Source organism: Mycobacterium neglectum, assembly GCF_002591975.1.
GTDB classification, from domain to species: Bacteria; Actinomycetota; Actinomycetes; order Mycobacteriales; family Mycobacteriaceae; genus Mycobacterium; species Mycobacterium neglectum.
Window position 1 is genome coordinate 90882 of sequence record NZ_NVQE01000006.1, and the last position, 21408, is coordinate 112289.

General features: G+C 66.3%; 23 protein-coding genes. 14 read left to right on the top strand and 9 right to left on the bottom strand.

The genetic code is table 11. The annotated features are described in order from the left end of the window. Window positions 1-51 precede the first annotated feature (51 nt). Window positions 52-705 (bottom strand): MBL fold metallo-hydrolase, encoded by a 654-nt coding sequence (locus CSQ99_RS07290; RefSeq protein WP_099038390.1) that lies wholly within the window; start codon window positions 703-705, stop codon window positions 52-54. A 45-nt stretch (window positions 706-750) separates the two neighbouring features. Between CSQ99_RS07290 and CSQ99_RS07295 the strand changes: the two genes are divergently transcribed. The 3 genes from CSQ99_RS07295 to purQ are packed head-to-tail and all read left to right on the top strand — an operon-like array spanning window position 751 to window position 2363. Beyond that, complete coding sequence (locus CSQ99_RS07295) at window positions 751-1416, top strand: ATPase (RefSeq protein ID WP_099038391.1); 666 nt, start codon at window positions 751-753, stop codon at window positions 1414-1416. 36 nt (window positions 1417-1452) lie between these two features. Beyond that, the gene (purS, locus tag CSQ99_RS07300; protein ID WP_099038392.1) at window positions 1453-1692 is read left to right on the top strand and encodes a phosphoribosylformylglycinamidine synthase subunit PurS; all 240 of its coding nucleotides are present in this window, start codon (window positions 1453-1455) and stop codon (window positions 1690-1692) included. Next, on the top strand, window positions 1689-2363 hold the full coding sequence (gene purQ / locus CSQ99_RS07305; RefSeq protein WP_099038393.1) for a phosphoribosylformylglycinamidine synthase subunit PurQ: 675 nt from the start codon (window positions 1689-1691) through the stop codon (window positions 2361-2363). The genes purS and purQ overlap by 4 nt, the downstream gene beginning before the upstream one ends. Here the strand turns inward: purQ and CSQ99_RS07310 are convergent. Continuing rightward, window positions 2360-3157: a family 1 encapsulin nanocompartment shell protein gene (locus tag CSQ99_RS07310; RefSeq protein ID WP_099038394.1), complete on the bottom strand. Its 798-nt coding sequence runs from the start codon at window positions 3155-3157 to the stop codon at window positions 2360-2362. The genes purQ and CSQ99_RS07310 overlap by 4 nt on opposite strands. Then, complete coding sequence (locus CSQ99_RS07315) at window positions 3157-4179, bottom strand: Dyp-type peroxidase (RefSeq protein ID WP_099038395.1); 1023 nt, start codon at window positions 4177-4179, stop codon at window positions 3157-3159. Before CSQ99_RS07315 ends, CSQ99_RS07310 begins: the two co-directional genes overlap by 1 nt. Before the next feature lie 52 nt (window positions 4180-4231). Here CSQ99_RS07315 and CSQ99_RS07320 point away from each other — a divergent pair, with 52 nt between their 5' ends. After that, a complete protein-coding gene (locus CSQ99_RS07320; protein WP_099038396.1) occupies window positions 4232-5488 on the top strand; it encodes a M18 family aminopeptidase in 1257 nt (418 codons plus the stop codon). Between the two features lie 7 nt (window positions 5489-5495). Here the strand turns inward: CSQ99_RS07320 and CSQ99_RS07325 are convergent, their stop codons facing one another. Then, window positions 5496-5885 carry a nuclear transport factor 2 family protein gene (locus CSQ99_RS07325; RefSeq protein WP_099038397.1) on the bottom strand — a complete coding sequence of 130 codons (390 nt, stop codon included), beginning with the start codon at window positions 5883-5885 and terminating at the stop codon, window positions 5496-5498. 86 nt (window positions 5886-5971) lie between these two features. Here CSQ99_RS07325 and CSQ99_RS07330 point away from each other — a divergent pair, with 86 nt between their 5' ends. Genes CSQ99_RS07330 through CSQ99_RS07360 form a run of 7 tightly spaced genes read left to right on the top strand, consistent with a single transcriptional unit; the run spans window position 5972 to window position 13568 of the window. Further along, on the top strand, window positions 5972-6319 hold the full coding sequence (locus CSQ99_RS07330) for a VOC family protein (RefSeq protein WP_099038488.1): 348 nt from the start codon (window positions 5972-5974) through the stop codon (window positions 6317-6319). 54 nt (window positions 6320-6373) lie between these two features. Then, window positions 6374-7582: a cation:proton antiporter domain-containing protein gene (locus CSQ99_RS07335; protein ID WP_099038398.1), complete on the top strand. Its 1209-nt coding sequence runs from the start codon at window positions 6374-6376 to the stop codon at window positions 7580-7582. Between the two features lie 20 nt (window positions 7583-7602). Continuing rightward, window positions 7603-9897 carry a phosphoribosylformylglycinamidine synthase subunit PurL gene (gene purL / locus CSQ99_RS07340; RefSeq protein ID WP_176560922.1) on the top strand — a complete coding sequence of 765 codons (2295 nt, stop codon included), beginning with the start codon at window positions 7603-7605 and terminating at the stop codon, window positions 9895-9897. Then, entirely contained in the window at window positions 9894-11618 is a 1725-nt protein-coding gene (locus tag CSQ99_RS07345; RefSeq protein WP_176560914.1) for an alpha/beta hydrolase, read from the top strand. The genes purL and CSQ99_RS07345 overlap by 4 nt, the downstream gene beginning before the upstream one ends. After that, window positions 11618-12247, top strand: a complete 630-nt coding sequence (locus CSQ99_RS07350; RefSeq protein ID WP_099038400.1) for an Rv0804 family intramembrane glutamic endopeptidase — start codon at window positions 11618-11620, stop codon at window positions 12245-12247. Before CSQ99_RS07345 ends, CSQ99_RS07350 begins: the two co-directional genes overlap by 1 nt. A 9-nt stretch (window positions 12248-12256) precedes the next feature. After that, on the top strand, window positions 12257-12754 hold the full coding sequence (locus CSQ99_RS07355) for a hypothetical protein (protein ID WP_099038401.1): 498 nt from the start codon (window positions 12257-12259) through the stop codon (window positions 12752-12754). A 28-nt stretch (window positions 12755-12782) separates the two neighbouring features. Next, window positions 12783-13568 (top strand): SDR family NAD(P)-dependent oxidoreductase, encoded by a 786-nt coding sequence (locus tag CSQ99_RS07360; RefSeq protein ID WP_099038402.1) that lies wholly within the window; start codon window positions 12783-12785, stop codon window positions 13566-13568. Here CSQ99_RS07360 and CSQ99_RS07365 read toward each other — a convergent pair. The 3 genes from CSQ99_RS07365 to CSQ99_RS07375 are packed head-to-tail and all read right to left on the bottom strand — an operon-like array spanning window position 13543 to window position 16572. After that, window positions 13543-14874, bottom strand: a complete 1332-nt coding sequence (locus CSQ99_RS07365) for an APC family permease (RefSeq protein WP_099038403.1) — start codon at window positions 14872-14874, stop codon at window positions 13543-13545. The two genes, CSQ99_RS07360 and CSQ99_RS07365, sit on opposite strands and share 26 nt — an antisense overlap. Window positions 14875-14903: 29 nt before the next feature. Further along, complete coding sequence (locus CSQ99_RS07370) at window positions 14904-15326, bottom strand: PPOX class F420-dependent oxidoreductase (protein WP_099038404.1); 423 nt, start codon at window positions 15324-15326, stop codon at window positions 14904-14906. A gap of 40 nt (window positions 15327-15366) precedes the next feature. Then, window positions 15367-16572 carry an MCE family protein gene (locus CSQ99_RS07375; RefSeq protein WP_099038405.1) on the bottom strand — a complete coding sequence of 402 codons (1206 nt, stop codon included), beginning with the start codon at window positions 16570-16572 and terminating at the stop codon, window positions 15367-15369. Between the two features lie 16 nt (window positions 16573-16588). Here CSQ99_RS07375 and CSQ99_RS07380 point away from each other — a divergent pair, with 16 nt between their 5' ends. After that, window positions 16589-16978: a sterol carrier family protein gene (locus CSQ99_RS07380; protein WP_099038406.1), complete on the top strand. Its 390-nt coding sequence runs from the start codon at window positions 16589-16591 to the stop codon at window positions 16976-16978. A gap of 219 nt (window positions 16979-17197) precedes the next feature. Next, entirely contained in the window at window positions 17198-18763 is a 1566-nt protein-coding gene (gene purF / locus CSQ99_RS07385) for an amidophosphoribosyltransferase (RefSeq protein ID WP_176560915.1), read from the top strand. Window positions 18764-18785: 22 nt separating this feature from the next. On the opposite strand, the gene CSQ99_RS07390 is transcribed toward purF, so the two are convergent. Next, entirely contained in the window at window positions 18786-19754 is a 969-nt protein-coding gene (locus CSQ99_RS07390) for an NAD(P)H-binding protein (protein ID WP_099038407.1), read from the bottom strand. Window positions 19755-19789: 35 nt separating this feature from the next. Next, window positions 19790-20227 (bottom strand): cupin domain-containing protein, encoded by a 438-nt coding sequence (locus CSQ99_RS07395; protein WP_099038408.1) that lies wholly within the window; start codon window positions 20225-20227, stop codon window positions 19790-19792. Window positions 20228-20336: 109 nt separating this feature from the next. Here CSQ99_RS07395 and purM point away from each other — a divergent pair, with 109 nt between their 5' ends. Then, window positions 20337-21407 (top strand): phosphoribosylformylglycinamidine cyclo-ligase, encoded by a 1071-nt coding sequence (purM, locus tag CSQ99_RS07400; protein WP_099038409.1) that lies wholly within the window; start codon window positions 20337-20339, stop codon window positions 21405-21407. Window position 21408: the final 1 nt, after the last annotated feature.

Genomic DNA, 21408 nt, shown 5'->3' on the forward strand with positions numbered 1-21408 from the left:
CTCCCGATTCGGTGCCGAATCCCGCGATGTGTCCGGTGAATCGCAGCCGAGTCAGAATTCCGTGCCGTTCTCCGGTTCGAGCACCAAAAAGTCGGTGTCGGTCATCTCGTCCAGCCTGCCGTAGAAGATGCCCCTGGCACTGGGATCGATGATCGCCTGGTGGATCGGCACTGCGTGGGCGGGCGCCACGGCGCGCAGGTAATCCACCGCCTCGGAGATCCTCATCCACGGTGCCGCGGCGGGTGTCGCGAGCACGTCGACAGGTTCGCCGGGAACGAACAACGCATCGCCGGGATGCATCAGCCGCGCCGCGTGTTCGCCGTCGCCGACGAGATACGAAATGTTATCTATCACAGGGATTTCCGGGTGAATGACGGCATGCCTTCCGCCAGTACCGCGCACTGTGAGGTGGCCGATGCGCAGTTCGTCGCCGACGTTCACCGCCTGCCACGAGCCGCCGAGTTGAGCGGCGGTCTGCGGGTCGGCGTACAACGCGGCCGTCGGGTTGGCGTCGAGCAGCGCCGGCAGCCGCGCGGTGTCGGCGTGGTCGGGGTGCTGATGGGTGATCAGGATGGCGGACAGGCCGGTGATGCCCTCGAAACCGTGGGAGAACGTACCCGGATCGAACAGAATCGTCGTCTCATTCGCCGAATCGCCACGAAAGTTCGCGAGTAGGCACGAATGGCCGAAATGCGTCAATTGCATGCCTATATTGTGGCGCGCAGGGCTTCCCCAGGGGGTACTTCAAACGTGCGATTGTTGTTGGCGCTGGCCATCGCCACGTGCGGGTTGGTCATCGCCCCTGGCACGCCGGCTACCGCCGTGCCCGGTGTGTGCCCGCCGATCTGTGACTCGATCCCCGATGCGGCGTGGATCGCGACCTCTGATGTGCCGCTCGACTCGGTCTATCACTGGCCCGGCCTCGCCGGTCTCGCCGTCAGGGCGCCCGCACCACGGTTCACCTTCGAGCAGGTGTGCGCGTCGCCGCCGATCCTCGGCGACGCCAGGGACTATGCCGTGGCGTCACAGGCCACGGTCTCCAATCCGCCCGGTCAGTGGCAGCTGCGGGTGCAGATCATTCACTGGCGAGGGCCTACAGCGCAGTTCGGACCGACGGCAACGCAGACCCTCGAGACGGCCAGGACCCGGCTGCGGAACTGCCAGGTCACCGCGCCGCTGGTATCCCCGTCGATCACCACAAGCGATCCGTTCCGCCTGGCCGCGGTGATCAGCGTTCCCGGTCAGCAGGTGGTGCACCAGTATCTGCTCGCCCACCCCGCCAGCAGCACCATCGTCGAACTGGCCATGTGGTCGACCCTGCCGCCGCTGGTGCGCTGGCCTGCGGTGGCTGACCCGCAGGTCCTCGACGCAATGGGCGCTCCGTTGTGCGAGGTGTATCTCGGATCGTGCCGGTGAGGCGGTCGGACCGAACCCGCAGGTAGAGTGTGCGCCGTGGCAAGGGTGGTGGTGCATGTGATGCCCAAGGCCGAGATCCTCGACCCGCAAGGGCAGGCGATTGTCGGCGCGTTGGGTCGTCTCGGGTTCGGTGCAGTCTCAGATGTGCGGCAAGGCAAGCGGTTTGAGCTCGAGGTCGACGACGGCATCGACGACGACACGCTCGCCGAGATCGCCGAATCGCTGCTGGCGAACACCGTGATCGAGGACTGGTCGGTGACCAGGGAGCCATCGTGACGGCGCGGGTCGGCGTGATCACATTTCCCGGCACGCTCGACGACGTCGACGCCGCGCGCGCGGTGCGACTCGCCGGGGCCGAAGCCGTCAGCCTCTGGCACGCCGACGCCGACCTCAAGCGGGTGGACGCCGTCGTGGTGCCCGGCGGCTTCTCCTACGGCGACTATCTGCGTACCGGCGCGATCGCGAAGTTCGCTCCCGTGATGGGCGAGGTCATCCGTGCCACTGCCCAAGGCCTGCCGGTGTTGGGTATTTGCAACGGGTTTCAGATCCTGTGTGAAGCGGGGATGCTGCCGGGTGCACTGACTCGCAACGCCGGGTTGCATTTCGTCTGCCGCGATCTGTGGCTCGAGGTCGCTTCGAACTCGACGGCGTGGACCTCGCGCTACGAACTGGGTGCCGACCTGCTGGTGCCGCTGAAGTCGGGCGAAGGGCGGTACGTCGCCAGCGAGGACACGCTCGACAAGCTCGAGGGTGAAGGCAGGGTCGTCTTCCGCTACCGCGACAACCCGAACGGTTCGATGCGCAACATCGCAGGCATCTCGTCGGCCAACGGTCGGGTCGTCGGCCTGATGCCGCACCCTGAGCACGCCACCGAGGCGCTGACCGGCCCGTCCGACGACGGGCTGGGCCTGTTCTACTCCGCCCTGGACCAGGTGCTGGCCGCTTAGGGCGTGAGCGCGACCGACGCCTCCGCGGTGTAGCAGAGGAACGTCAACGTCTCCTGCAGGTACAGATCAACGGAGTCGGCGTCGTGCGACAGGTAGCCGATGCACACGTCGGTGCCCAGCTGTAGATCGAAATCGCCGCCGCGGGTGGACAACACGAACGCACCGTCGATGGCGGGTGCCCAGATGATCTCACCGTCCACGAGCCGGTTGAGGTGCTCGCGGATCGGATAGCCGTGGGCGGTGGTCTCGCTCACCTCGGTGTAGACGTCGGCCGACAGCAGCACCGAATATGGTCCGTCCACTCCGGCCAGCCGCAGCTCGGACAGCGCCTGGGAGATGACGTCAGGCATCTCACGAACATCGGAGGGCATCTTCAGCGCAGGATTGTTGCTGCAGGCCCGGATGCCCTCGATCGAGGCCGACTCGTAGCCCTCGAAGATCGCCCGGTCCTCGACGAACGCCAGTTTCTTGGCGGCCTCCTTGACGGGGTCCCAGTCCGAATCCTGCGAACCGCGCTCGACGTCGTCGATGGCGGTGCGGCTGACCGTGAACGGCACCCGCAGCCGCACCAGCGGCTTGCTCTCCCGCAGGTGCGCGACCACCCCCTCCGCGGGCGGGGGGACATCGCGGAGGTGACCGCTGCTGACCGCTGCGGTCACCGCGCCGCCCGGATCGCTGACGTCGACGACGCGCCGGCCGGCGATGTGCCGCTTGAACGTCCGTGTCGCCTCCAATTCGATCTCATCCCAAGCGACTTCGGTGATCGGAGCGAGGTCTCGGTAGAGGTTGTTCATCAACGCGTTCCTTTCAGGCTGCCGATGCTCAACGTGCCGTCTCTGACGGGCACGTCGGTAACCGCGGGCTGGTCTTGTGCCGCCGCCGAGTCCGGAAGCGGGGGTGGGTCATTGAGGAAGTCGACGATCGGCGTGAAGAATTTCCCGCCGGTGATCGCGGTGGAGAATTCGAGGATGTGATCGGTGTTGCCGGGCGGATCGCCGAGGAACATGTTGGACAGCATCTGCTCGGTGACCGCCGCCGTGCGTGAGTAGCCGATGAAATACGTTCCGTACTCGCCTTTTCCGACCTCTCCAAACGGCATGTTGTGGCGCACGATCTTGAGTTCGGTACCGTCCTCGTCCTCGATGACGTTCAGCGCGATGTGGGAGTTGGCAGGTTTGACATCGTCGGCCATCTCGATGTCCTCGAGCTTGCTGCGGCCGATCACCATTTCCTGTTCGGTGACCGACAGCGAATCCCACGACGTCATGTCGTGCACGTACTTCTGCACATGCACGTAGCAGCCACCCGCGAAATCGGGGTCCTCGTCACCGATCTCGGTGGCGGACACCGCAAGTGGACCCTCGGGGTTCTCGGTGCCGTCGACGAAGCCGAGCAGATCGCGGTTGTCGAAGAACCGGAAACCGTGCACCTCGTCGACGACGGTGACGGCGCCGAGGGCCCTGACGATCCGCCCCGCCAACTCGAAGCACATGTCCAGCGACATCGCCTTGATGTGGAACAACAGATCGCCAGCAGTCGCCGGTGCGTGATGGCGCGGACCGGACAGCTCGATGAACGGCGTCAGCTCCGCGGGCCGGGGACCCGAGAAGAGCCGGTCCCAGGCATCGGATCCGATCGATGTCACCACCGACAGGTGCTTGTCGGGGTCGCGGAAACCGACCGCGCGCACCAGCCCGGAGATATCACCAAGCCCATCGTGGACGGCCGATTCGCCGCCCTCGTCGATGATCACCACCAAAAAAATGGCCGCCGGAGTCAGCGGCGCCGTAACCGGCTGCGGCAGTGGTGCGGGCACCGTTCGACCCTAATTCAAGATCGTCGGCGATGATCGGAGAAGATGAACAACCATGTCGGCAACTCCGCAGGGCCTATGTGAGTTCATCGACGCGTCGCCGTCGCCGTTTCACGTCTGCGTGACGGTTGCCGACCGTCTGCGCACCGCCGGTTTCACCGAGCTTGCCGAGGGCGACGCCTGGCCCGCCCAGGGCCGGTTCTTCACCGTGCGGGCGGGCTCGCTGGTCGCGTGGAAGTCCGAAACTGCCGCGTGGGCGCCATTTCGAATCGTCGGCGGCCACACCGACAGCCCGAACCTGCGGGTCAAACAGCACCCCGACCGGTTCGTGTCGGGCTGGCAGGTGGTCGCGCTGCAGCCGTACGGCGGGGCATGGCTGAACTCGTGGCTCGATCGCGACCTCGGCATCAGCGGACGGCTGTCGGTCCGGACCGCGACCACCATCGACCACCGGCTGATCCGCATCGACGACCCCATCCTGCGGGTACCCCAGCTGGCGATCCACCTGGCCGAGGACCGAAAGGCGGTCGAGCTGAACCCGCAGCGCCACGTCAACGCCGTGTGGGGCGTCGGCAGCGGAGCCCGGTCCTTCCTCGGCTATGTGGCCGAGCGAGCGGGCGTCGACGTCGCCGACGTGCTTGGCGCCGACCTGATGACCCACGACCTCACCCCGTCAACCCTCGCGGGCGCCAGAAGTGAGCTGCTCAGCGCACCGCGGCTGGACAATCAGGCCACCTGCTACGCCGGCCTCGAGGGCTTCCTGGCGGCTGAGCCAAGCGGGCACGTGCCCGTGCTGGCGCTTTTCGACCACGAGGAGGTCGGTTCACAGTCCGACCACGGCGCGCAGTCCGAACTGCTGCTCACGGTGCTGGAGCGCATCACGCTGGCCGCAGGAGGTGGCCGCGAGGATTTTCTGCGACGGCTGCCGGGATCGATGGTGGCGTCCGGCGACATGGCCCACGCCACGCACCCGAACTATCCCGACCGCCACGAACCCGGCCACCTGATCGAGGTCAACGCTGGACCGGTGCTTAAGGTTCAGCCGAATCTGCGCTACGCCACCGACGGTCGCACCGCGGCGGCGTTCGCGCTGGCGTGCGCCCATGCCGATGTGCCGTTGCAGCGCTACGAGCATCGGGCGGATCTGCCGTGCGGATCCACGATCGGGCCGATGACCTCGGCGCGCACCGGCATCCCGACCGTCGACGTGGGTGCGGCCCAGTTGGCCATGCATTCGGCGCGCGAGGTCATGGGTGCCGACGACGTCGCCGCCTACTCCGCGGCGCTGGGCGCCTTCCTGTCGCCGGCCTGAGCACGGCTCAGGACGGGTCGACCTGGTCGTAGCGGATGACGTTCTCCACGACCATGCCGTCGCGGGTGCGCACCCGGTCCAGGCCGCGGATCGCGATCGGACCATCGGGCCCGGTGCCTCGCCCGACGTAGTGCAGGAACACCAGCTGCTCGCCGGGGACGCCGGCATCGACCGTCGCACTGTCCAAGAGCTCCAGTCGCAGGTCAGGAACGGCAGTGATGAGCTCGACGATCTTCGCGGTGTAGGCGTCACGGCCGTGTACCGGCGTCGGCTCGCCCTGCCAGTAGCCGACGATGTCGTCGGCCAGAATGTCGCCGATGCGCGACTCCTCGGGTGCGGCCCAGAACGCGGCCCAGATCTCGGAGCTGAACTTCGGTTGGATTTGGGTTTCAGTCATGCCCCAAGCGTGCGGGCGTTCGCATGGCCACTCAATTACGCGGGACGTAAGCGCACGTGTCACCGGGCAGGACTATGGTCAGCGCCATGGCACTCAAGGTGGAGATGATCACGTTCGACTGCGCCGATCCTGACGCCCTTGCCGACTGGTGGGCGAGCGCCGCCGGAGGCGACGTAAATGCCGTCGCACCAGGTGAATTCGTCATGGTCAACAGTGAGGGCAGGCCTGCTCTGGGCTTCCAGCGCGTTCCCGATCCGACACCCGGCAAGAACAAGGTCCATCTGGACTTCCATGCGGCAGACAAGGAAGCCGAGGTGGCACGGTTGGTCGGCCTGGGCGCGCGGGAGACCGCACGCAACAGCTTCGGGCCGGACTTCGATTGGGTCGTAATGGCCGACCCCGAGGGCAACGCCTTCTGCGTCGCGGGCGGCTGACGCCTAGGCTGCCTTTCAGGGCCGCTGGCCTATATCGCAGGGAAGATTGCACGCGTGCTGGTGTCGCTGATCGCCATCTCGGTCGTGGTGGCCGCCTGGGCACTGGGCGCCAAGCGGCTGGAGCGATGGCGTGTGACCGCGCCGATGATCCTGGTGCTTGCGGGTGTGGCCATCGGCTTCCCCCTCAGAGATGCGTTTGACTCCTCACTCAACACCGAAGTCGTCGAACACATCGCCGAAGTCATTCTCGCGGTGCTGCTGTTCATCGACGCCACCGAGGTACGTGGCGGCCTCTTCGGCACCGAACGGCGCTCCGCGGTGCGACTACTTTTCGTGGCCATGCCGCTCAGCCTGGTGGCCGCGGTGCTGCTCGGCGCATGGCTGCTACCGGGTCTGGACTGGGCGGTTCTGCTTGTTGTTGCCTGTGTCGTGGTGCCAATAGATTTTGCACCGGCGGCGTCCATCCTGCGTGGCCAACGAGTACCCGAGCGCGTACGCAACGTGCTGAAAGTCGAGGGGGGCTACAACGACGGGATCGTGTCGCCGGTGTTCATCTTCGCGCTCGTGCTCGCGGGCGATCAGTCACGCGACGCGACTCCACTGGAAGCGCTGAGTTCGGCACTGCCGCAGGCGATCATGGCCATCGTCGTCGGTCTTGCCGTTGGCGCTCTACTGGCTGTCGCGGCCAACCTCGCCGAACGACGCGACCTGATGACCGAGCAGTCGAAGCGGCTCATCCTGGTGACTGCACCGCTCTTGTCGTATGGGCTGAGCGTCGCGGTCGGCGGCAGCGGGTTCGTGTCTGCGTTCGTCTGCGGCATCGCGCTCAACTACCTGCGGCGGTCGCCGAGTTTCCGCCGCGACCTCGAGCTGGTCGACGACGTCGGGGCGCTGCTCACCGCGGTGATGTGGTTCGTCTTCGGCGCTGTCACCGTCCTTGCGCTGACGTCCGGCGTCCCCATCGGCATGATGGTCTTCTGCCTGCTGGCCCTGACATTGGTTCGCATTCTGCCGATCCTGGCAGCGCTGATCGGTTCGGGGTTTTCCTGGCGCGAACGGCTGCTGATCGGCTCGCTCGGCCCACGCGGGACGACCTCGATCGTGTTCGGTCTGCTGGCCTTCAATGTGCTGTCGGGCGATGCCGCCGATCAAGCGATCCTGGCGACCGTCGTGGTGGTACTCGGCAGTGTGGTCGTTCACGGAATCGGCGCGCCCGCGGCCGCGCACGCCTACGGCAAGTCGCAAACTAGACTGGCCGGGTGACGTCGGAGCTAACCCACGGCTTGAATGTTGTAGACACCGTCGACCACGCCAGCATCACACCCGACCAACCTCAGCCGCACCGCGAACTCGGTCTCAAGGACGACGAGTACCAGAGGATCCGCGAGATCCTCGGCCGTCGCCCCACCGACGCCGAACTGGCGATGTATTCGGTGATGTGGAGCGAGCACTGCTCGTACAAGTCGTCGAAGGTGCATCTGCGCTACTTCGGCGAGACCACCACCGAGGCGATGCGCGACGGGTTGCTCGCGGGCATCGGTGAGAATGCCGGCGTGGTGGATGTCGGCGACGGGTGGGCGGCCACCTTCAAGGTGGAGTCCCACAACCACCCGTCCTACATCGAGCCCTATCAGGGCGCGGCGACCGGTGTCGGCGGCATCGTGCGCGACATCATGGCCATGGGCGCACGCCCGGTGGCGGTGATGGATCAGCTTCGGTTCGGCGCAGCCGACGCATCCGACACCCGCCGTGTCGTCGACGGCGTTGTCCGCGGTATCGGCGGGTACGGCAACTCGCTTGGCCTGCCGAACATCGGCGGTGAGACCGTGTTCGACGCCTCCTATGCGGGCAACCCGCTGGTCAATGCGCTCTGCGTCGGAGTCCTGCGCAAAGAGGATCTGCACCTGGCGTTCGCGTCGGGGACCGGGAACAAGATCATCCTGTTCGGCGCGCGCACCGGCCTCGACGGCATCGGCGGCGTGTCCGTGCTGGCGTCGGACACGTTCGGCGGCGACGAGAGCGGCGCCCCAGGCCGCAAGAAGCTGCCCTCGGTGCAGGTCGGTGACCCCTTCATGGAGAAGGTCCTCATCGAGTGCTGCCTCGAGCTGTACGCCCAGGACCTCGTGGTCGGCATTCAGGACCTCGGTGGTGCCGGATTGTCCTGCGCCACATCGGAACTCGCGTCAGCAGGCGACGGTGGTATGCGGATCGAGTTGGAGACCGTCCCGCTGCGCGCCGCCAACATGACGCCTGCGGAAATCCTGTCCAGCGAGTCCCAGGAGCGCATGTGCGCGGTGGTCACACCGGACAACGTCGACGCGTTCATGGCCGTCTGCCGCAAGTGGGACGTGCTGGCCACCGTCATCGGTGAGGTCACCGACGGGGACCGCCTCGAAATCACCTGGCACGGTGAGACCGTCGTCGACGTGCCGCCGCGCACCGTCGCACACGAGGGCCCTATCTATGAGCGCCCGGTTGAGCGCCCCGACGGCCAGGACGCACTGAACGCCGACACGTCCGCGAAACTGCCACGGCCCTCAACCGGTGAGGAGCTGCGCGCGACACTCTTTGCGATGGTTGGCAGTCCGCACCTGTGCAGCCGGGCGTTCATCACCGAGCAGTACGACCGCTACGTCCGCGGCAACACGGTTCTGGCGGAAAATGCCGACGGCGGAGTGCTACGCATCGACGAGACGACCGGCCGCGGCATTGCGATCTCGACCGACGCGTCGGGCCGCTACACGGCGCTCGATCCGTACCGGGGTGCGCAACTCGCGCTCGCCGAGGCGTACCGCAACGTCGCCGTCACCGGGGCTACACCCGTCGCGGTGACCAACTGCCTCAACTTCGGCTCGCCCGAAGATCCTGGAGTCATGTGGCAGTTCAGTCAGGCTGTCCGCGGTCTCGCCGATGGTTGTGCCGCCCTTGGTATTCCGGTCACCGGCGGCAACGTCAGTTTTTACAACCAGACCGGGACCACAGCGATTCTGCCGACGCCTGTCGTCGGTGTGCTCGGCGTCATCGACGACGTGAAGCGGCGCATCCCGACCGGGCTCGGCGCCGAACCGGGTGAAACCCTGATTCTTCTCGGAGACACCCGCGACGAGTTCGACGGCTCGATCTGGGCTCAGGTCACCGCCGACCATTTGGGTGGACTGCCGCCAACCGTGGACCTGGACCGGGAGCGGCTGCTCGCCGACGTGTTGTCGTCCGCATCGCGTGACGGACTGGTGTCGGCCGCGCACGACCTGTCCGAGGGCGGCCTGATCCAGGCTGTCGTCGAAGCTGCGCTGACCGGCGAAACCGGTTGCCGCATCGTCATTCCCGAAGGCTCTGATGCCTTCACCTTCCTCTTCTCCGAGTCGACGGGCCGGGTGCTGGTGGCGGTGCCACGGACCGAGGAGAGCCGGTTCGTGGGCATGTGCGAAGCGCGTGGCCTTCCTGCGACCCGCATCGGCGTCGTCGACCCGGGACCGCAAGGCGGAGAAGCCGCAGTCGAGGTGCAGGGCCTGTTCACGGCAAGTCTGGAGGACCTGCGAAGCACGTCGGAGGGCGTGCTTCCCGGGTTGTTCGGGTGATTGCGCAGACCCGCGAACGACACCCCCTTTATGTCTGGGCATGGAGCCTGGTCCGGCTCGACTTCGTCGGGATCGCATTCGGCGCGCTGTTCTTCTGTCTCTCGCTGACGCCGTCGCTGCTGCCGAGGGACTGGCTCTTTCAGGGGCTCATCGGCGGGCTGAATGCGGCCATCGGCTATGGCATCGGCGTATTCAGCTGGAGGTTGTTCCGGCGCTTCGTGATCCGCAGGGTCAAGGGATGGCCCCCACCGAAGCGGGTGCAGGACGTACTGAAGACAGTGACGGTGGTGCTCGCCATCGCGGCGAGCGTGTTGATGCTGATCCCGGCCGCCGCCTGGCAGCGCCAGGTGTCCGCGGTGGTGGGGATCGAAGGACCCACTACGCTCGGCTACCTGCGCACGCTGATCATCGCGGTGCTTGCCGGCGGCGCGTGCGTCAGCGCTGCACGGATTCTGATCGACCTCATCAAGACGATGGCGCGGTTCTTCATCCGGCGCTGGCGATTGAACGACGAGGTCGCCTTGTTCATCGGCACCGCGATCGTCGTGGTGCTCGTGATCACGCTCATCAACGGCGTCGCAGTGCGTGGTTTCCTGGCCGGCGCGAACCGGGTGTTCCAGCCCCAGAACTTCACCACCCGGCCCGGGATCGTCCAGCCGCTGGAGTCCGAAAGATCCGGCAGCCCAGACTCTTTCGCATCCTGGGACTCGTTGGGATATCAGGGCCGTAACTTCGTCGCGACCGGTCCCGACGCGCAGGAGCTGACGCGCCTCAACGGCAGGCCCGCCAAGGAGCCGATCCGCGCCTACGTCGGCCTGCAGACCGCCGACACCGATGAACAGCGGATGGCGGTGCTGCTCAGTGAGCTCGAGCGGACCGGTGCGTTCGAGCGCAAGTTGCTGGTGGTCATCCCGACCACCGGCACCGGGTGGATCAACCCGGTGGCCGCCCGGTCGCTGGAAATGATGTACAACGGCGACACCGCCCTCGTCGGCTCGCAGTATTCGTATCTGCCGAGCTGGATCTCGTTCCTCGGCGATCAGCAGAAGTCCATGGAATCGGGCCGGATGATGATCGACGCCATCCACGAGCGGTGGGCGAAGCTACCGCCGGATCGGCGGCCGAAGCTGGTGCTCTATGGCGAAAGTCTCGGTTCGATGGCCGGCCAGGGCGCGTTCGCCTGGTTGCCCGACATCTCCGAGATGGGCTTCTCCTCTGTGTTGTGGGTGGGTCCGCCGAACGCCAGCCCGTTGTGGCGCGCCATCACCGAGCGCCGTGATCCCGGCACTCCGGAGGTCAAGCCGCGCTACGACAACGGCCGGACCGTCCGGTTCTCAGAGGCCACCAACGCAGATCAGATCGCCTCCGTGGCGGAGAAACCGTGGGAGGGCACGCGCGTGCTGTTCATGCAGCACCCGTCCGATCCTGTCGTCTGGTGGTCGGAGGATCTGATCTTCAGCAGACCGGACTGGCTGCGCGAGCCGCCGGGCAGCGACCGCACGGCGTCGATGCGGTGGTATCCGATCGTCACGTTCTGGCAGGTCGCCGTCGACATGACGAATGCCGGGTCCGTGCCGAGCGGGCACGGACACAACTACGGCGACTTCGTGCTCGACGGCTGGGCCGCCGTCGCGCCGCCCGACCGCTGGACGGACGAGGACACGCAGCGCATCCGCGTTGCCCTGCAGAAGACCGAATCTGAAGATGGTCCCGAATACTAGTGCGCAACAAGCAGATTAAGGCCCTAGGTCTGGCGGCCATCCTCGTCGTATGGAGCCTGGTGGCGCCACGGCTGCCGTCGCGGTGGCATCCGGTTCCGCACGCCGTCGTCGGTGCCGCGCTGGCCGGCGCCACGCGCGCTCCGATCGGGCTTCGACATCCGGGCTCAGGTGTGCGGTTCGGCCTTGCCGCTGCGGCCCCGGTCGTGCTTGGCGTCGCGGCGGCCACGGCGTTGCCGTGGGTACGGGCGGAGATGGCCGATCGCGACCTGCCCGACAGGGTGGTCCAGTGGCTTTTGCTCGGCATTCCGTTGGGAACCGTCGCCTCCGAGGAGGCGGCCTACCGCGGTGCGCTGGGCACCGTCGCCGCCGAAGCGTTCGGACCTGCGGGTGGCCGACTCGTCCAGGCGGCGGCGTTCGGGCTGTCGCACATCGCGGACGCCCGCAGCACCAATGAACCCATCGTGCCTACGGTGCTGGTCACCGGGCTGGCCGGCTGGATATTCGGCTGGCTCTATGAGCGATCCGGCAGTCTGATCGCTCCGATGCTGGCGCATCTGGCGATCAACGAGGCAGGCGCCGTCGCGGCATTGGCGGTGCAAAGCACCCGTACACGTGCGATTTCTCTGTGATAGTGGCCTATGACCATCACCCGCGTCGCCGTCGTGGCCGCGGTCGGCATCGTCGCCGGATCGGCATTCGCGGTGTGCTCGTCGCCGATCGCATCGGCGACGCCGGTGCCCGACGGCCTGTACCGCTTGAACTTTGCAGGCACTGAACCGAGCGACTTCGACTACCCCGAACCGCGCGGTCCGTATACGTGGCTCTTGGCGATCCGCTCGGCCTGCCCGGCGGCCGGCTGCGTTGCGACGGCGACGAACGTCGGCGGCGTGTCGACGACGTACGTCTTCCGTGAGAACGGCGGCCGCTACATCTCCAGCCAGCCGCAGGGTTTCGCGTGCGGGGGCAAGAAGACCGCTGGCATCTCCACGATGTCCTTCACCGCGTCGGGTACTTCGCTGTCCGGCGAGCTCGTCGAGTCGGCGTCGCCGTGTCAGCCGATCTCGCGGTCGTTCACCGCAGTACGAGAGGACGATCTGCCCTCAGGGGTGGCCGTAGCCGACCCCAATTCCGTCTGACGCAAAGCGAATTGCGTATGGTCTGCGCATGACTGACAGATCCTCCGCCCGCACGTTCGTCGTCACCGGCGCGGCTTCAGGAATCGGCCTGGCCACCGCGCGGCGACTGCTGACCGAGGGCGGGACCGTCGTCGGCACCGACCTGGTCGCCCCCTCCGAGGACCTCGGCGCGCGGTTCGAGTTCGTCGCGGCCGATATCGCCGACGAAGCGGCGGTCGCCGAGGTGTTCGCGGCGGTTCCCGGGCGGGTCGACGGCGTAGTCCACTCAGGAGGTGTCGCTGGTGGCGGGCCGGTCCACCTGCTCCCCAAAGACGAGTGGGAGCGGGTGATCTCGATCAACCTCACCGGCACTTTCCTGGTGGCGAAGGCGGCACTGGCCAAGATGATCGAGCAGCCGAGGGTCGACGGCGAACGCGGCTCGATCGTAACCCTCGCGAGCGTTGAGGGTCTGGAAGGCACGGCGGGCGGCAGCGCCTACAACGCCTCCAAGGGCGGCGTCGTGCTGCTGACCAAGAACATCGCGCTGGACTACGGCCCAAGCGGCATCCGCGCCAACGCCATCTGCCCCGGCTTCATCGACACACCGATGCTCACCAGTGTCATGGGGCTCGAGGGCATGGAAGGCCCACTGCAGTCCATCACCGAAGAACATGCGCTCGCCCGACGAGGGCGGCCCGACGAGATCGCAGCGATGGCAGCATTTTTGGTCTCAACCGACGCATCTTTCGTCACCGGCCAGGCGATCGCGGTCGACGGCGGCTACACCGCGGGTCGCGATCACGGCGTCGTCAAGATGTTCGGTTTTCCCGTCTGAGGCGCTCCGACTTCGACACGGGCCTCGGCTTAGTGACGGGGGTGGGCGGTGTGTTGTTATCGAGTGTCTTCCGCGACTGAATGGCCCACACGCCGGCGGCCGCAACGATGATCAGGGTTACCAAAACGGGCCACCAACTCTGGCTCGCACCTGTCACGAAGGCAACCACCGCCAACCCGACCCCCGTCAGCGCGAACCATGCCCACGCCGAAGTGCTGGAGTCGTCCAGGCGTGAATTCGCCTGAGCCACAGCCACATAGACGGATAAGAGAAGTAGGCCCGCGACTTGCCACGATGTCGCCGCAACATCGCTCGATCCGGTCGACAGCGCGAACGCGAGCACGCCGGTCGCCACCGCCGTCAGCACCAGGGGCAACGGGGTGGCGGCGGTGGCGGGGCGGATGACCCGCGTCGCGCCCCACACCAGCACGAGGAGCGCGGCAACCGTCAGCGCGATCGTCGCGGCGAGCAACCATAGGCTTGCCGACTCGCCGAACATGTCGGAGACGATTATGACGAGGTTGGTTGCGTCGTAACGGAAATCGCCCGCGGTTGCCATGTTGGAGGCCGCCCATGCCGTCGTTGCGCATACTGCCACGAGGCCGACCGCAATTCCGAGTGGACGACGCACCGACGCCAGTCGGTCATTGACCGTTGTCGGAATCTCGAAGCCCGCGAACACGATGGCGAGCGCAATCAGAATCGCCGCGGGGCCCCACTCGATCGACCCCGAGGCAACCTCGATATCCGTGGACGGCGCGGCCTGCGGGGCACCCGAGACCGCCTTGGCGATCACGGCCAGCGAGACACAGAAGTACGCCAGCAGGCCAATTGCTGCCAGCGCCGTCGCCACCGGTGCGAGACGTCTGGTCGGCAGTGCAGCCACGAGTGCGGCGGCCAACGCAACAGTGGTCACGGATATCGCAGGCCCTGACCATCCCGGGGGAGTCGCGTTTGAATCGGTGAACCAGACCAGCGTCAAGCCTGCGACACTCGTGGCGGTGGATGCGCCGATCAGCACGTAGGCGGTGAACTGAACGACGCGAATGGCGCGCGCGGGCGCTGCCCCCGGTGCCGACGAGATGAGGTCTGCCGTGGTGCGCGAGTGTGGTGCGTACCCGCGTAACCGGTGCAACGTCCAGATCACCCCGACTGCCAGCAGGCCGAACACCAACGCTCCGGACCCGTTCAGCACGTGGCTGACCATCACCGCCAGCGACAGCCCTGTCACCTGCCACGTCGGCAATGTGGTTCCCTCGAACGCCTCGCCTGCTCCGGCCAGACCGCCCAGCGTTCCTCTAGGCATTCAAGAAGTGTGCCCGCAGGGCGAAGCTATTACACGTCCCGAATGTCGGCCGTCAGTTGATGCGGTTCGGTGTCCTGATCATCGATGCCGAAACTGATGATGCGCCTGGGGGTGACGCGAATGATCGCCATATCGAGATGATCACCGGCCGCACCCCGTGACGGCGCGACCTGCGCCTGTTCAGCCGTGCCGCGGATTTCGAGGCAGCGCACCCGCCACGGGTCGCGAGAGGCGATGTCGTCCACCACGAATGCAACCTTGTCGTCGTGTGCGATGTTGCGGAACTTCTGGCTCTTCGACATCTGGTAGCCAGCAATGTCGATGGTGCCGAGTTGTTCGTTGTAGGTGAATCCGACGGGACTGTTCTGCGGCGTCCCGCCGCGGCCGATGGTGGCCAATCGGCCGAGTTCTGTGCTGCGGAGATACACGATTTCGTGTGGTTTGAACGTCATATCGCCAACGTAGAACCTCAACAAATGTTGATGTCAACGCTCACGGATTGATTGTGTTCTCGCCGACCTGCCGGCCCCAGACGTAGTCGATCAGCATCGGCGAAGGAATTTCAACGTGGTTGTAGGGCGCGATGCTCGCGCCGGTGTCCATCACCAGATACGGCGCCGGCCACAACTCCCGGGAGATCTTCTGCCAGCAACCGGGACGGCCTTCGGGCCCGCCCCTGGCATTCACGCGCGGCAGGTTGTCGGGGTAGACGTACGGATTACCCGCACCGGCGAATGTGCCCGACGATGTCGAAAGTGAATAGCCGTTGCCGCCCAGAGTCTTGGCGACCTTCTCCTCGATCTCGGCGTAGTTCCGCAGCGTGCAGAAAAGCTGGGGGCTGTAGTAGTCGAATAGCGCCGACGTCGGCAGGAGATCGGCCGCGCCGCGCACGAAATACGGTCCGCCCCTGTTCAAACTGTCTGTCGCGGTGTCGGCGAAGCCCAGCGCGGCCATCAACGCCGAGTCAATATCGCCCCACTGCGCATTGAACGTGCGCGCGGTCGTCACCGCATTCTCGAGGCCGTCCCACAAATCCGGTGATGCGTCGGCGTACACGTCCACCAGGCCCGCCACCAGCCTGGTGTCCTCGCGAATCTGCGGCATCTGAGCGTTGAGGTCGTCGAGGATGCTGTTGCCGTTGGACAGCGATTCACCGAACCGATCGCCCAGACCCGTCAACGCCTCGGCCGTCGCGGTCAGCGTCTGATTCAGCTTGATCGGGTCGACCTGCTCGGCCAGCGACAGCACCGTCTCGAAAAGCGTGTTGAACTCGGTGCTCACCGATGACACGTCGATTACATCGCTGCTCGAAATACGTTGCACAGATGGACTATCCGGTGAACTGAACGACACGTACTTGTTCCCGAACACGGTAGTGGCCGAGACATCGGCGATCACGTTGGCGGGAATGAACTCGACGTAGTCGGGGTCGACGTCGAGCGACAGCTTGGCCTTTGCGGTGCCGTCCACGTCAATGGTGCCGATGCGCGCGACGCGGCCGATCTCCACACCGTTGTAGGTGACCTTCGCGCCCGGCTCGACGACCAGACCGGCGCGCGCCGAAACCAGGGTCAGTTCCGTCGAACGGATGAAATCGCCGCGGAACTGCATGTAGATCAGCCCGCCCACGACCGCGGCGATGACCACCAGCACCGCGCCCGCCGTCCGGTAGGGCGGATTGTGGCGGTCGACAGACACTTTGAGAATCTAAAGTATGCCCACCCCTCGTAGGGCCGATCCGGCAATGACGCGTGCTGCGGTTTCGGCGATTGCCGGGTGGTTGCGCGACGAAAGCGGTCCCGATCCTGCGCGCGCCGAACTCGCGGAGGCGGTGCGGTTGACGGCTCGTACCCTCGCCGCCATCGCGCCGGGATCCAGCGTCGAGGTCCGTGTCCCACCGTTTGTTGCGGTGCAATGCATTTCAGGGCCCGCACACCGGCGCGGAAACCCGCCCAATGTCGTGGAGACCGACCCGCGGACCTGGTTGCTGCTCGCGACCGGGTTGCTGGACGTGGCGGGCGCCACCGAGAGCGGCGCGCTGCGGTTATCCGGCGGACGCGCCGGCGAGGTCGCTGACTGGCTGCCCCTGGTCCGTTTGGGTTAACTTCGCCACATCTACGACGGCCCAGGTGGCGAGGTCTTGCGGCGGTGCGGTGAGGCGCTGACCTGGAAAGTCACCGACTACGCGCGCGCACGCGAGGAATTGCCGGCCCCTCTCGAGTGTTGTTTTTTCGAGAAGACACCCTCAGTGTCTTCCGTGATTGACCAGTGATGACCGTAGGATGAGCACGTCTACCCACCCCGCCCTGGGAGCAGCCATATCGTGACCGGCCAGCAGACCGACTCGATCGAATCCCCTCGCGAAACCCCCAGCCCTGACGAACCGCGCGAAGAATGTGGCGTGTTCGGCGTCTGGGCACCGGGTGAAGAGGTCGCCAAGCTCACCTATTACGGCCTGTACGCGTTGCAACACCGCGGCCAGGAAGCGGCGGGGATGGCCGTCGCCGACGGGTCCCAAGTGCTGGTTTTCAAGGACTTGGGCCTGGTCAGCCAGGTCTTCGACGAACCGACGCTGGCGGCAATGGAAGGCCATGTCGCCATCGGCCATTGTCGCTACTCGACCAGCGGATCCACCACCTGGGAAAACGCCCAGCCGGTGTTCCGCAACACCGCAGCGAACACCGGCGTCGCGCTGGGCCACAACGGCAACCTCGTCAACGCCGCCGACCTGGCCACGCGGGCGCGCGAGGCCGGCCTGCTCGGCACCCGTGGCGCGCCTGCGGCCACCACCGACTCCGACATCCTGGGAGCGCTGCTGGCCCATGGCGCCGCCGACGCGACGCTGGAGCAGGCTGCCCTCGAACTGCTGCCGACCGTGCGCGGCGCCTTCTGTCTGACCTTCATGGACGAGAACACCCTCTATGCGGCCCGCGACCCTCATGGCGTGCGGCCGCTGTCGTTGGGGCGGCTGGACCGCGGCTGGGTCGTGGCGTCGGAGACGGCGGCCCTCGACATCGTCGGCGCCTCGTTCGTCCGCGATATCGAGCCCGGCGAGCTGCTGGCGATCGACGCGGACGGGGTGCGTTCGACGCGCTTCGCCAACCCTGAGCCGAAGGCTTGCGTGTTCGAGTATGTCTACCTCGCGCGGCCCGACAGCACGATCGCCGGCCGTTCGGTGCATGCCACCCGGGTGGACATCGGCCGCCGGTTGGCCAGGGAGAAGCCCGTTGAAGCCGACCTGGTGATCGGCGTGCCGGAATCGGGCACCCCGGCCGCCGTCGGCTACGCACAAGAGTCCGGCATCCCATACGGGCAGGGTTTGATGAAGAACGCCTACGTCGGGCGCACGTTCATCCAGCCGTCGCAGACCATCCGCCAGCTCGGCATCCGGCTCAAGCTCAATCCGCTCAAGGAAGTGATCCGCGGCAAGCGGTTGATCGTCGTCGACGACTCCATCGTCCGCGGCAACACGCAGCGGGCACTGATCCGAATGTTGCGAGAGGCCGGTGCCCTCGAGGTGCACGTGCGCATCGCATCGCCGCCGGTGAAGTGGCCGTGCTTCTACGGCATCGACTTCGCGACTCCGGCGGAGTTGATCGCCAACGCCGCCAGCACCGGAGACGACGTGACTGAAATGCTCGAAGGAGTGCGGCACGCCATCGGCGCCGACACCCTGGGCTACATCTCGCAGCGAGGCATGATCGCCGCCACAGAACAGCCTGCGACGCGGCTGTGCTCGGCGTGCTTCGACGGCAACTATCCGATCGAGCTGCCGGGCGAAACAGCGTTGGGCAAGAACGTGATTGAGCACATGCTGTCGACCGCGGCTCGCACCGGGATTCCGCTGCAGGCCGACAACGACAACGTCTCGGCGCTTCGACGTCCTTGACGGCTCGGCCGTCGTGGCGTCCCTAACTGGCCTCGCGGCCGACGTGTGCCCACCGGGGATCGTTGGGCAGTGGGCCGTGCTTCAGGGCGTTGGCGACCGCGTCCCGGTACCCGGTGAGACCGCCGGGCTTTGGTCCGATGACTGCGTCGATGTCATGTTCGCCCATCACCGCGTCGACCTCCAGTGATTCGATCAGCGGCCGCGCCAGACCCGGCGGCATGGGTGTGACGAGACCGATCCACAAGCTGGCGATGGTCGGTGTCAGGAATGGAATCGCGATGATGATCCGCCGTCGCAGGCCCGCGACCGCGGCATAGCCCTGCATCATGTCGCCGTACTCGAGAACATCCGGGCCGCCGATATCCCATGTGCGTGACGCGGGTATGTCAGCGGTGGCGGCTTCGGCCAGGTAGTGCAGCACGTCGTCGATGGCGATGGGCTGGATTTTGTTGTGCACCCACTTCGGGGTCGTCATCGCAGGCAGCCGGTGGATGAGATGTCGCATCATCTCGAACGACGCCGAGCCCGAGCCGACCACGATCCCGGCTTGCAGCACGACCGTCTCGATCCCGGAGGCCAGCAGGATCTCTCCGACCGCGACCCGCGACCGCAGATGCGGCGACAGATTCTTTCCGGACGGATGTAGCCCACCCAGATACACCAGACGTTTCACGCCTGTCTTCTGCGCCGCGGCGACGACATTGCGCGCCGACCGGGCCTCGTCTTCGACGAAATCCGACGAGGTACCCATCGAGTGCACCAGGTAATAGACGACGTCGACGCCGTCGAACGCTGCGATCAGCGACTCGGGGTCACCGAGGTCCCCGCGCTCCACCTTGACCCGATCTCGCCATTCGATGTCGGCGAGCTTGTCCGGGTTGCGTGCCAGCACGCGCACGTCGTGGCCGCGCTCCAGCAGAACGGGCGTCAGCCGGCCACCGATGTAGCCGGTCGCACCGGTCACCAGACAGCGCAGCTCATCAGCGGACATTCACGCGGAATCACCGTTCTGGGCCTTCGGCAAACCTAAATCGGGCAGCCGGCTGCATCAGGCACGGACACGGACAGCGGGATGCCCGTCGGCTGGATGTAGACAACCCACAGCACCACCGGGACGGGGCCCAGGTTGCGGCCGTTGTGTGGGTGCCCGGGCCCGATGTCTTCGGTGATCGGGGTGCCTGCCGGATCGACGACGTCCTTGCAGTCCGCCATGGTGCGGGTCAGGGTGCCTTCCCTGACGAGGGCGAATACCCGACCGTCGTGGTAGTGCCAGCCGGTGCTGCCGCCGGGCGCGATGGTGATCCTGCGGGTGACGTAGTCGATGCCGTCGACGGTGGACTGACTGAGGACATCCGAATCGACGTTGACGGCGGGGGTAGCGACCGCGCCGGTGGGGGCGATGAGAGCTGCGGCTGCGGTCAGAACCACAGGCAGGGCCGGTGCGAACCAGCGAACAAGTTTCATGGTCGGACACATTCTCACAACCGGCGAGCCCTTGGCGACCCGCCGGCCGAGAATGCGATCCGCGAGGACAATGAACCTGGCGCCGTCATCCCCGGTAGCCTTGTGCCCGATGACCGAACGCGCCGAACCTGCCGGCATCTCCTACGCGTCGGCCGGGGTCGACATCGAAGCCGGTGACCGCGCCGTCGAACTTCTGAAACCGCTGGCCAAAAAGGCCACCAGACCTGAAGTGCGGGGCGGGCTCGGCGGATTCGCCGGCCTGTTCGCGCTGCGCAGCTATCGGGAACCGGTGCTGGCGTCGTCGACCGACGGTGTAGGCACCAAGCTCGCGGTCGCCCAGGCGATGGACAAGCACGACACCGTCGGCATCGACCTCGTTGCGATGGTCGTCGACGATCTCGTGGTGTGCGGCGCCGAACCACTGTTCCTGCAGGATTACATCGCGGTGGGACGTACGGTTCCCGAGCGGATCTCCGAGCTGGTGGCAGGTATCGCCAACGGGTGCGTGTTGGCCGGTTGCGCGTTGCTTGGCGGGGAGACCGCCGAGCACCCCGGACTGATGGCGCCCGATCATTACGACATCTCGGGCACCGGCGTCGGCGTCGTCGAGGCCGACGACGTGCTGGGCCCAGACCGGGTCAAGCCCGGTGACGTCCTCATCGGGATGTCGTCGACCGGTCTGCACTCCAACGGATACTCACTGGCCCGCAAGGTCCTGTTGGAGATCGACCGGATGAACCTCGCCGGGCATGTCGAAGAGTTCGGTCGCACACTCGGTGAAGAGCTGCTGGAGCCGACTCGCATCTACGCCAAAGACTGCCTCGCATTGATCGCGGAGACGCAGGTCCGTACCTTCTGCCACGTCACCGGTGGCGGGCTGGCAGGCAATATCGAGCGGGTCGTACCGCCCGGCCTCACGGCCGAAATCGACCGTGGCACATGGACTCCCGCGCCGGTGTTCGCGATGATCGCGCAGCGTGGCCGCGTCGAGCGTGCCGAAATGGAGAAGACGTTCAACCTTGGAGTCGGCATGGTCGCCGTCGTCGCGCCTGAGGACACCGATCGCGCGCTGGCGGTACTGACGGCCCGCCATCTCAACTGCTGGATCCTGGGGACCGTCACCAAGGGCGGTAAGGACAGCCCACGAGCCAAGCTCGTGGGCCAGCACCCGCGCTTCTAAG

Excerpts from the sequence above, each read along its gene's own strand:
- CSQ99_RS07310 (WP_099038394.1), bottom strand. The coding sequence starts at position 3,157 with ATGAACAACCTCTACCGAGACCTCGCTCCGATCACCGAAGTCGCTTGG.
- CSQ99_RS07390 (WP_099038407.1), bottom strand. The coding sequence starts at position 19,754 with ATGTCCGCTGATGAGCTGCGCTGTCTGGTGACCGGTGCGACCGGCTAC.
- CSQ99_RS07360 (WP_099038402.1), top strand. The coding sequence starts at position 12,783 with ATGACTGACAGATCCTCCGCCCGCACGTTCGTCGTCACCGGCGCGGCT.
- CSQ99_RS07380 (WP_099038406.1), top strand. The coding sequence starts at position 16,589 with ATGCCCACCCCTCGTAGGGCCGATCCGGCAATGACGCGTGCTGCGGTT.
- CSQ99_RS07395 (WP_099038408.1), bottom strand. The coding sequence starts at position 20,227 with ATGAAACTTGTTCGCTGGTTCGCACCGGCCCTGCCTGTGGTTCTGACC.
- CSQ99_RS07370 (WP_099038404.1), bottom strand. The coding sequence starts at position 15,326 with ATGACGTTCAAACCACACGAAATCGTGTATCTCCGCAGCACAGAACTC.
- CSQ99_RS07330 (WP_099038488.1), top strand. The coding sequence starts at position 5,972 with ATGGCACTCAAGGTGGAGATGATCACGTTCGACTGCGCCGATCCTGAC.
- CSQ99_RS07290 (WP_099038390.1), bottom strand. The coding sequence starts at position 705 with ATGCAATTGACGCATTTCGGCCATTCGTGCCTACTCGCGAACTTTCGT.
- CSQ99_RS07320 (WP_099038396.1), top strand. The coding sequence starts at position 4,232 with ATGTCGGCAACTCCGCAGGGCCTATGTGAGTTCATCGACGCGTCGCCG.
- purM (WP_099038409.1), top strand. The coding sequence starts at position 20,337 with ATGACCGAACGCGCCGAACCTGCCGGCATCTCCTACGCGTCGGCCGGG.
- CSQ99_RS07325 (WP_099038397.1), bottom strand. The coding sequence starts at position 5,885 with ATGACTGAAACCCAAATCCAACCGAAGTTCAGCTCCGAGATCTGGGCC.
- CSQ99_RS07365 (WP_099038403.1), bottom strand. The coding sequence starts at position 14,874 with ATGCCTAGAGGAACGCTGGGCGGTCTGGCCGGAGCAGGCGAGGCGTTC.
- CSQ99_RS07355 (WP_099038401.1), top strand. The coding sequence starts at position 12,257 with ATGACCATCACCCGCGTCGCCGTCGTGGCCGCGGTCGGCATCGTCGCC.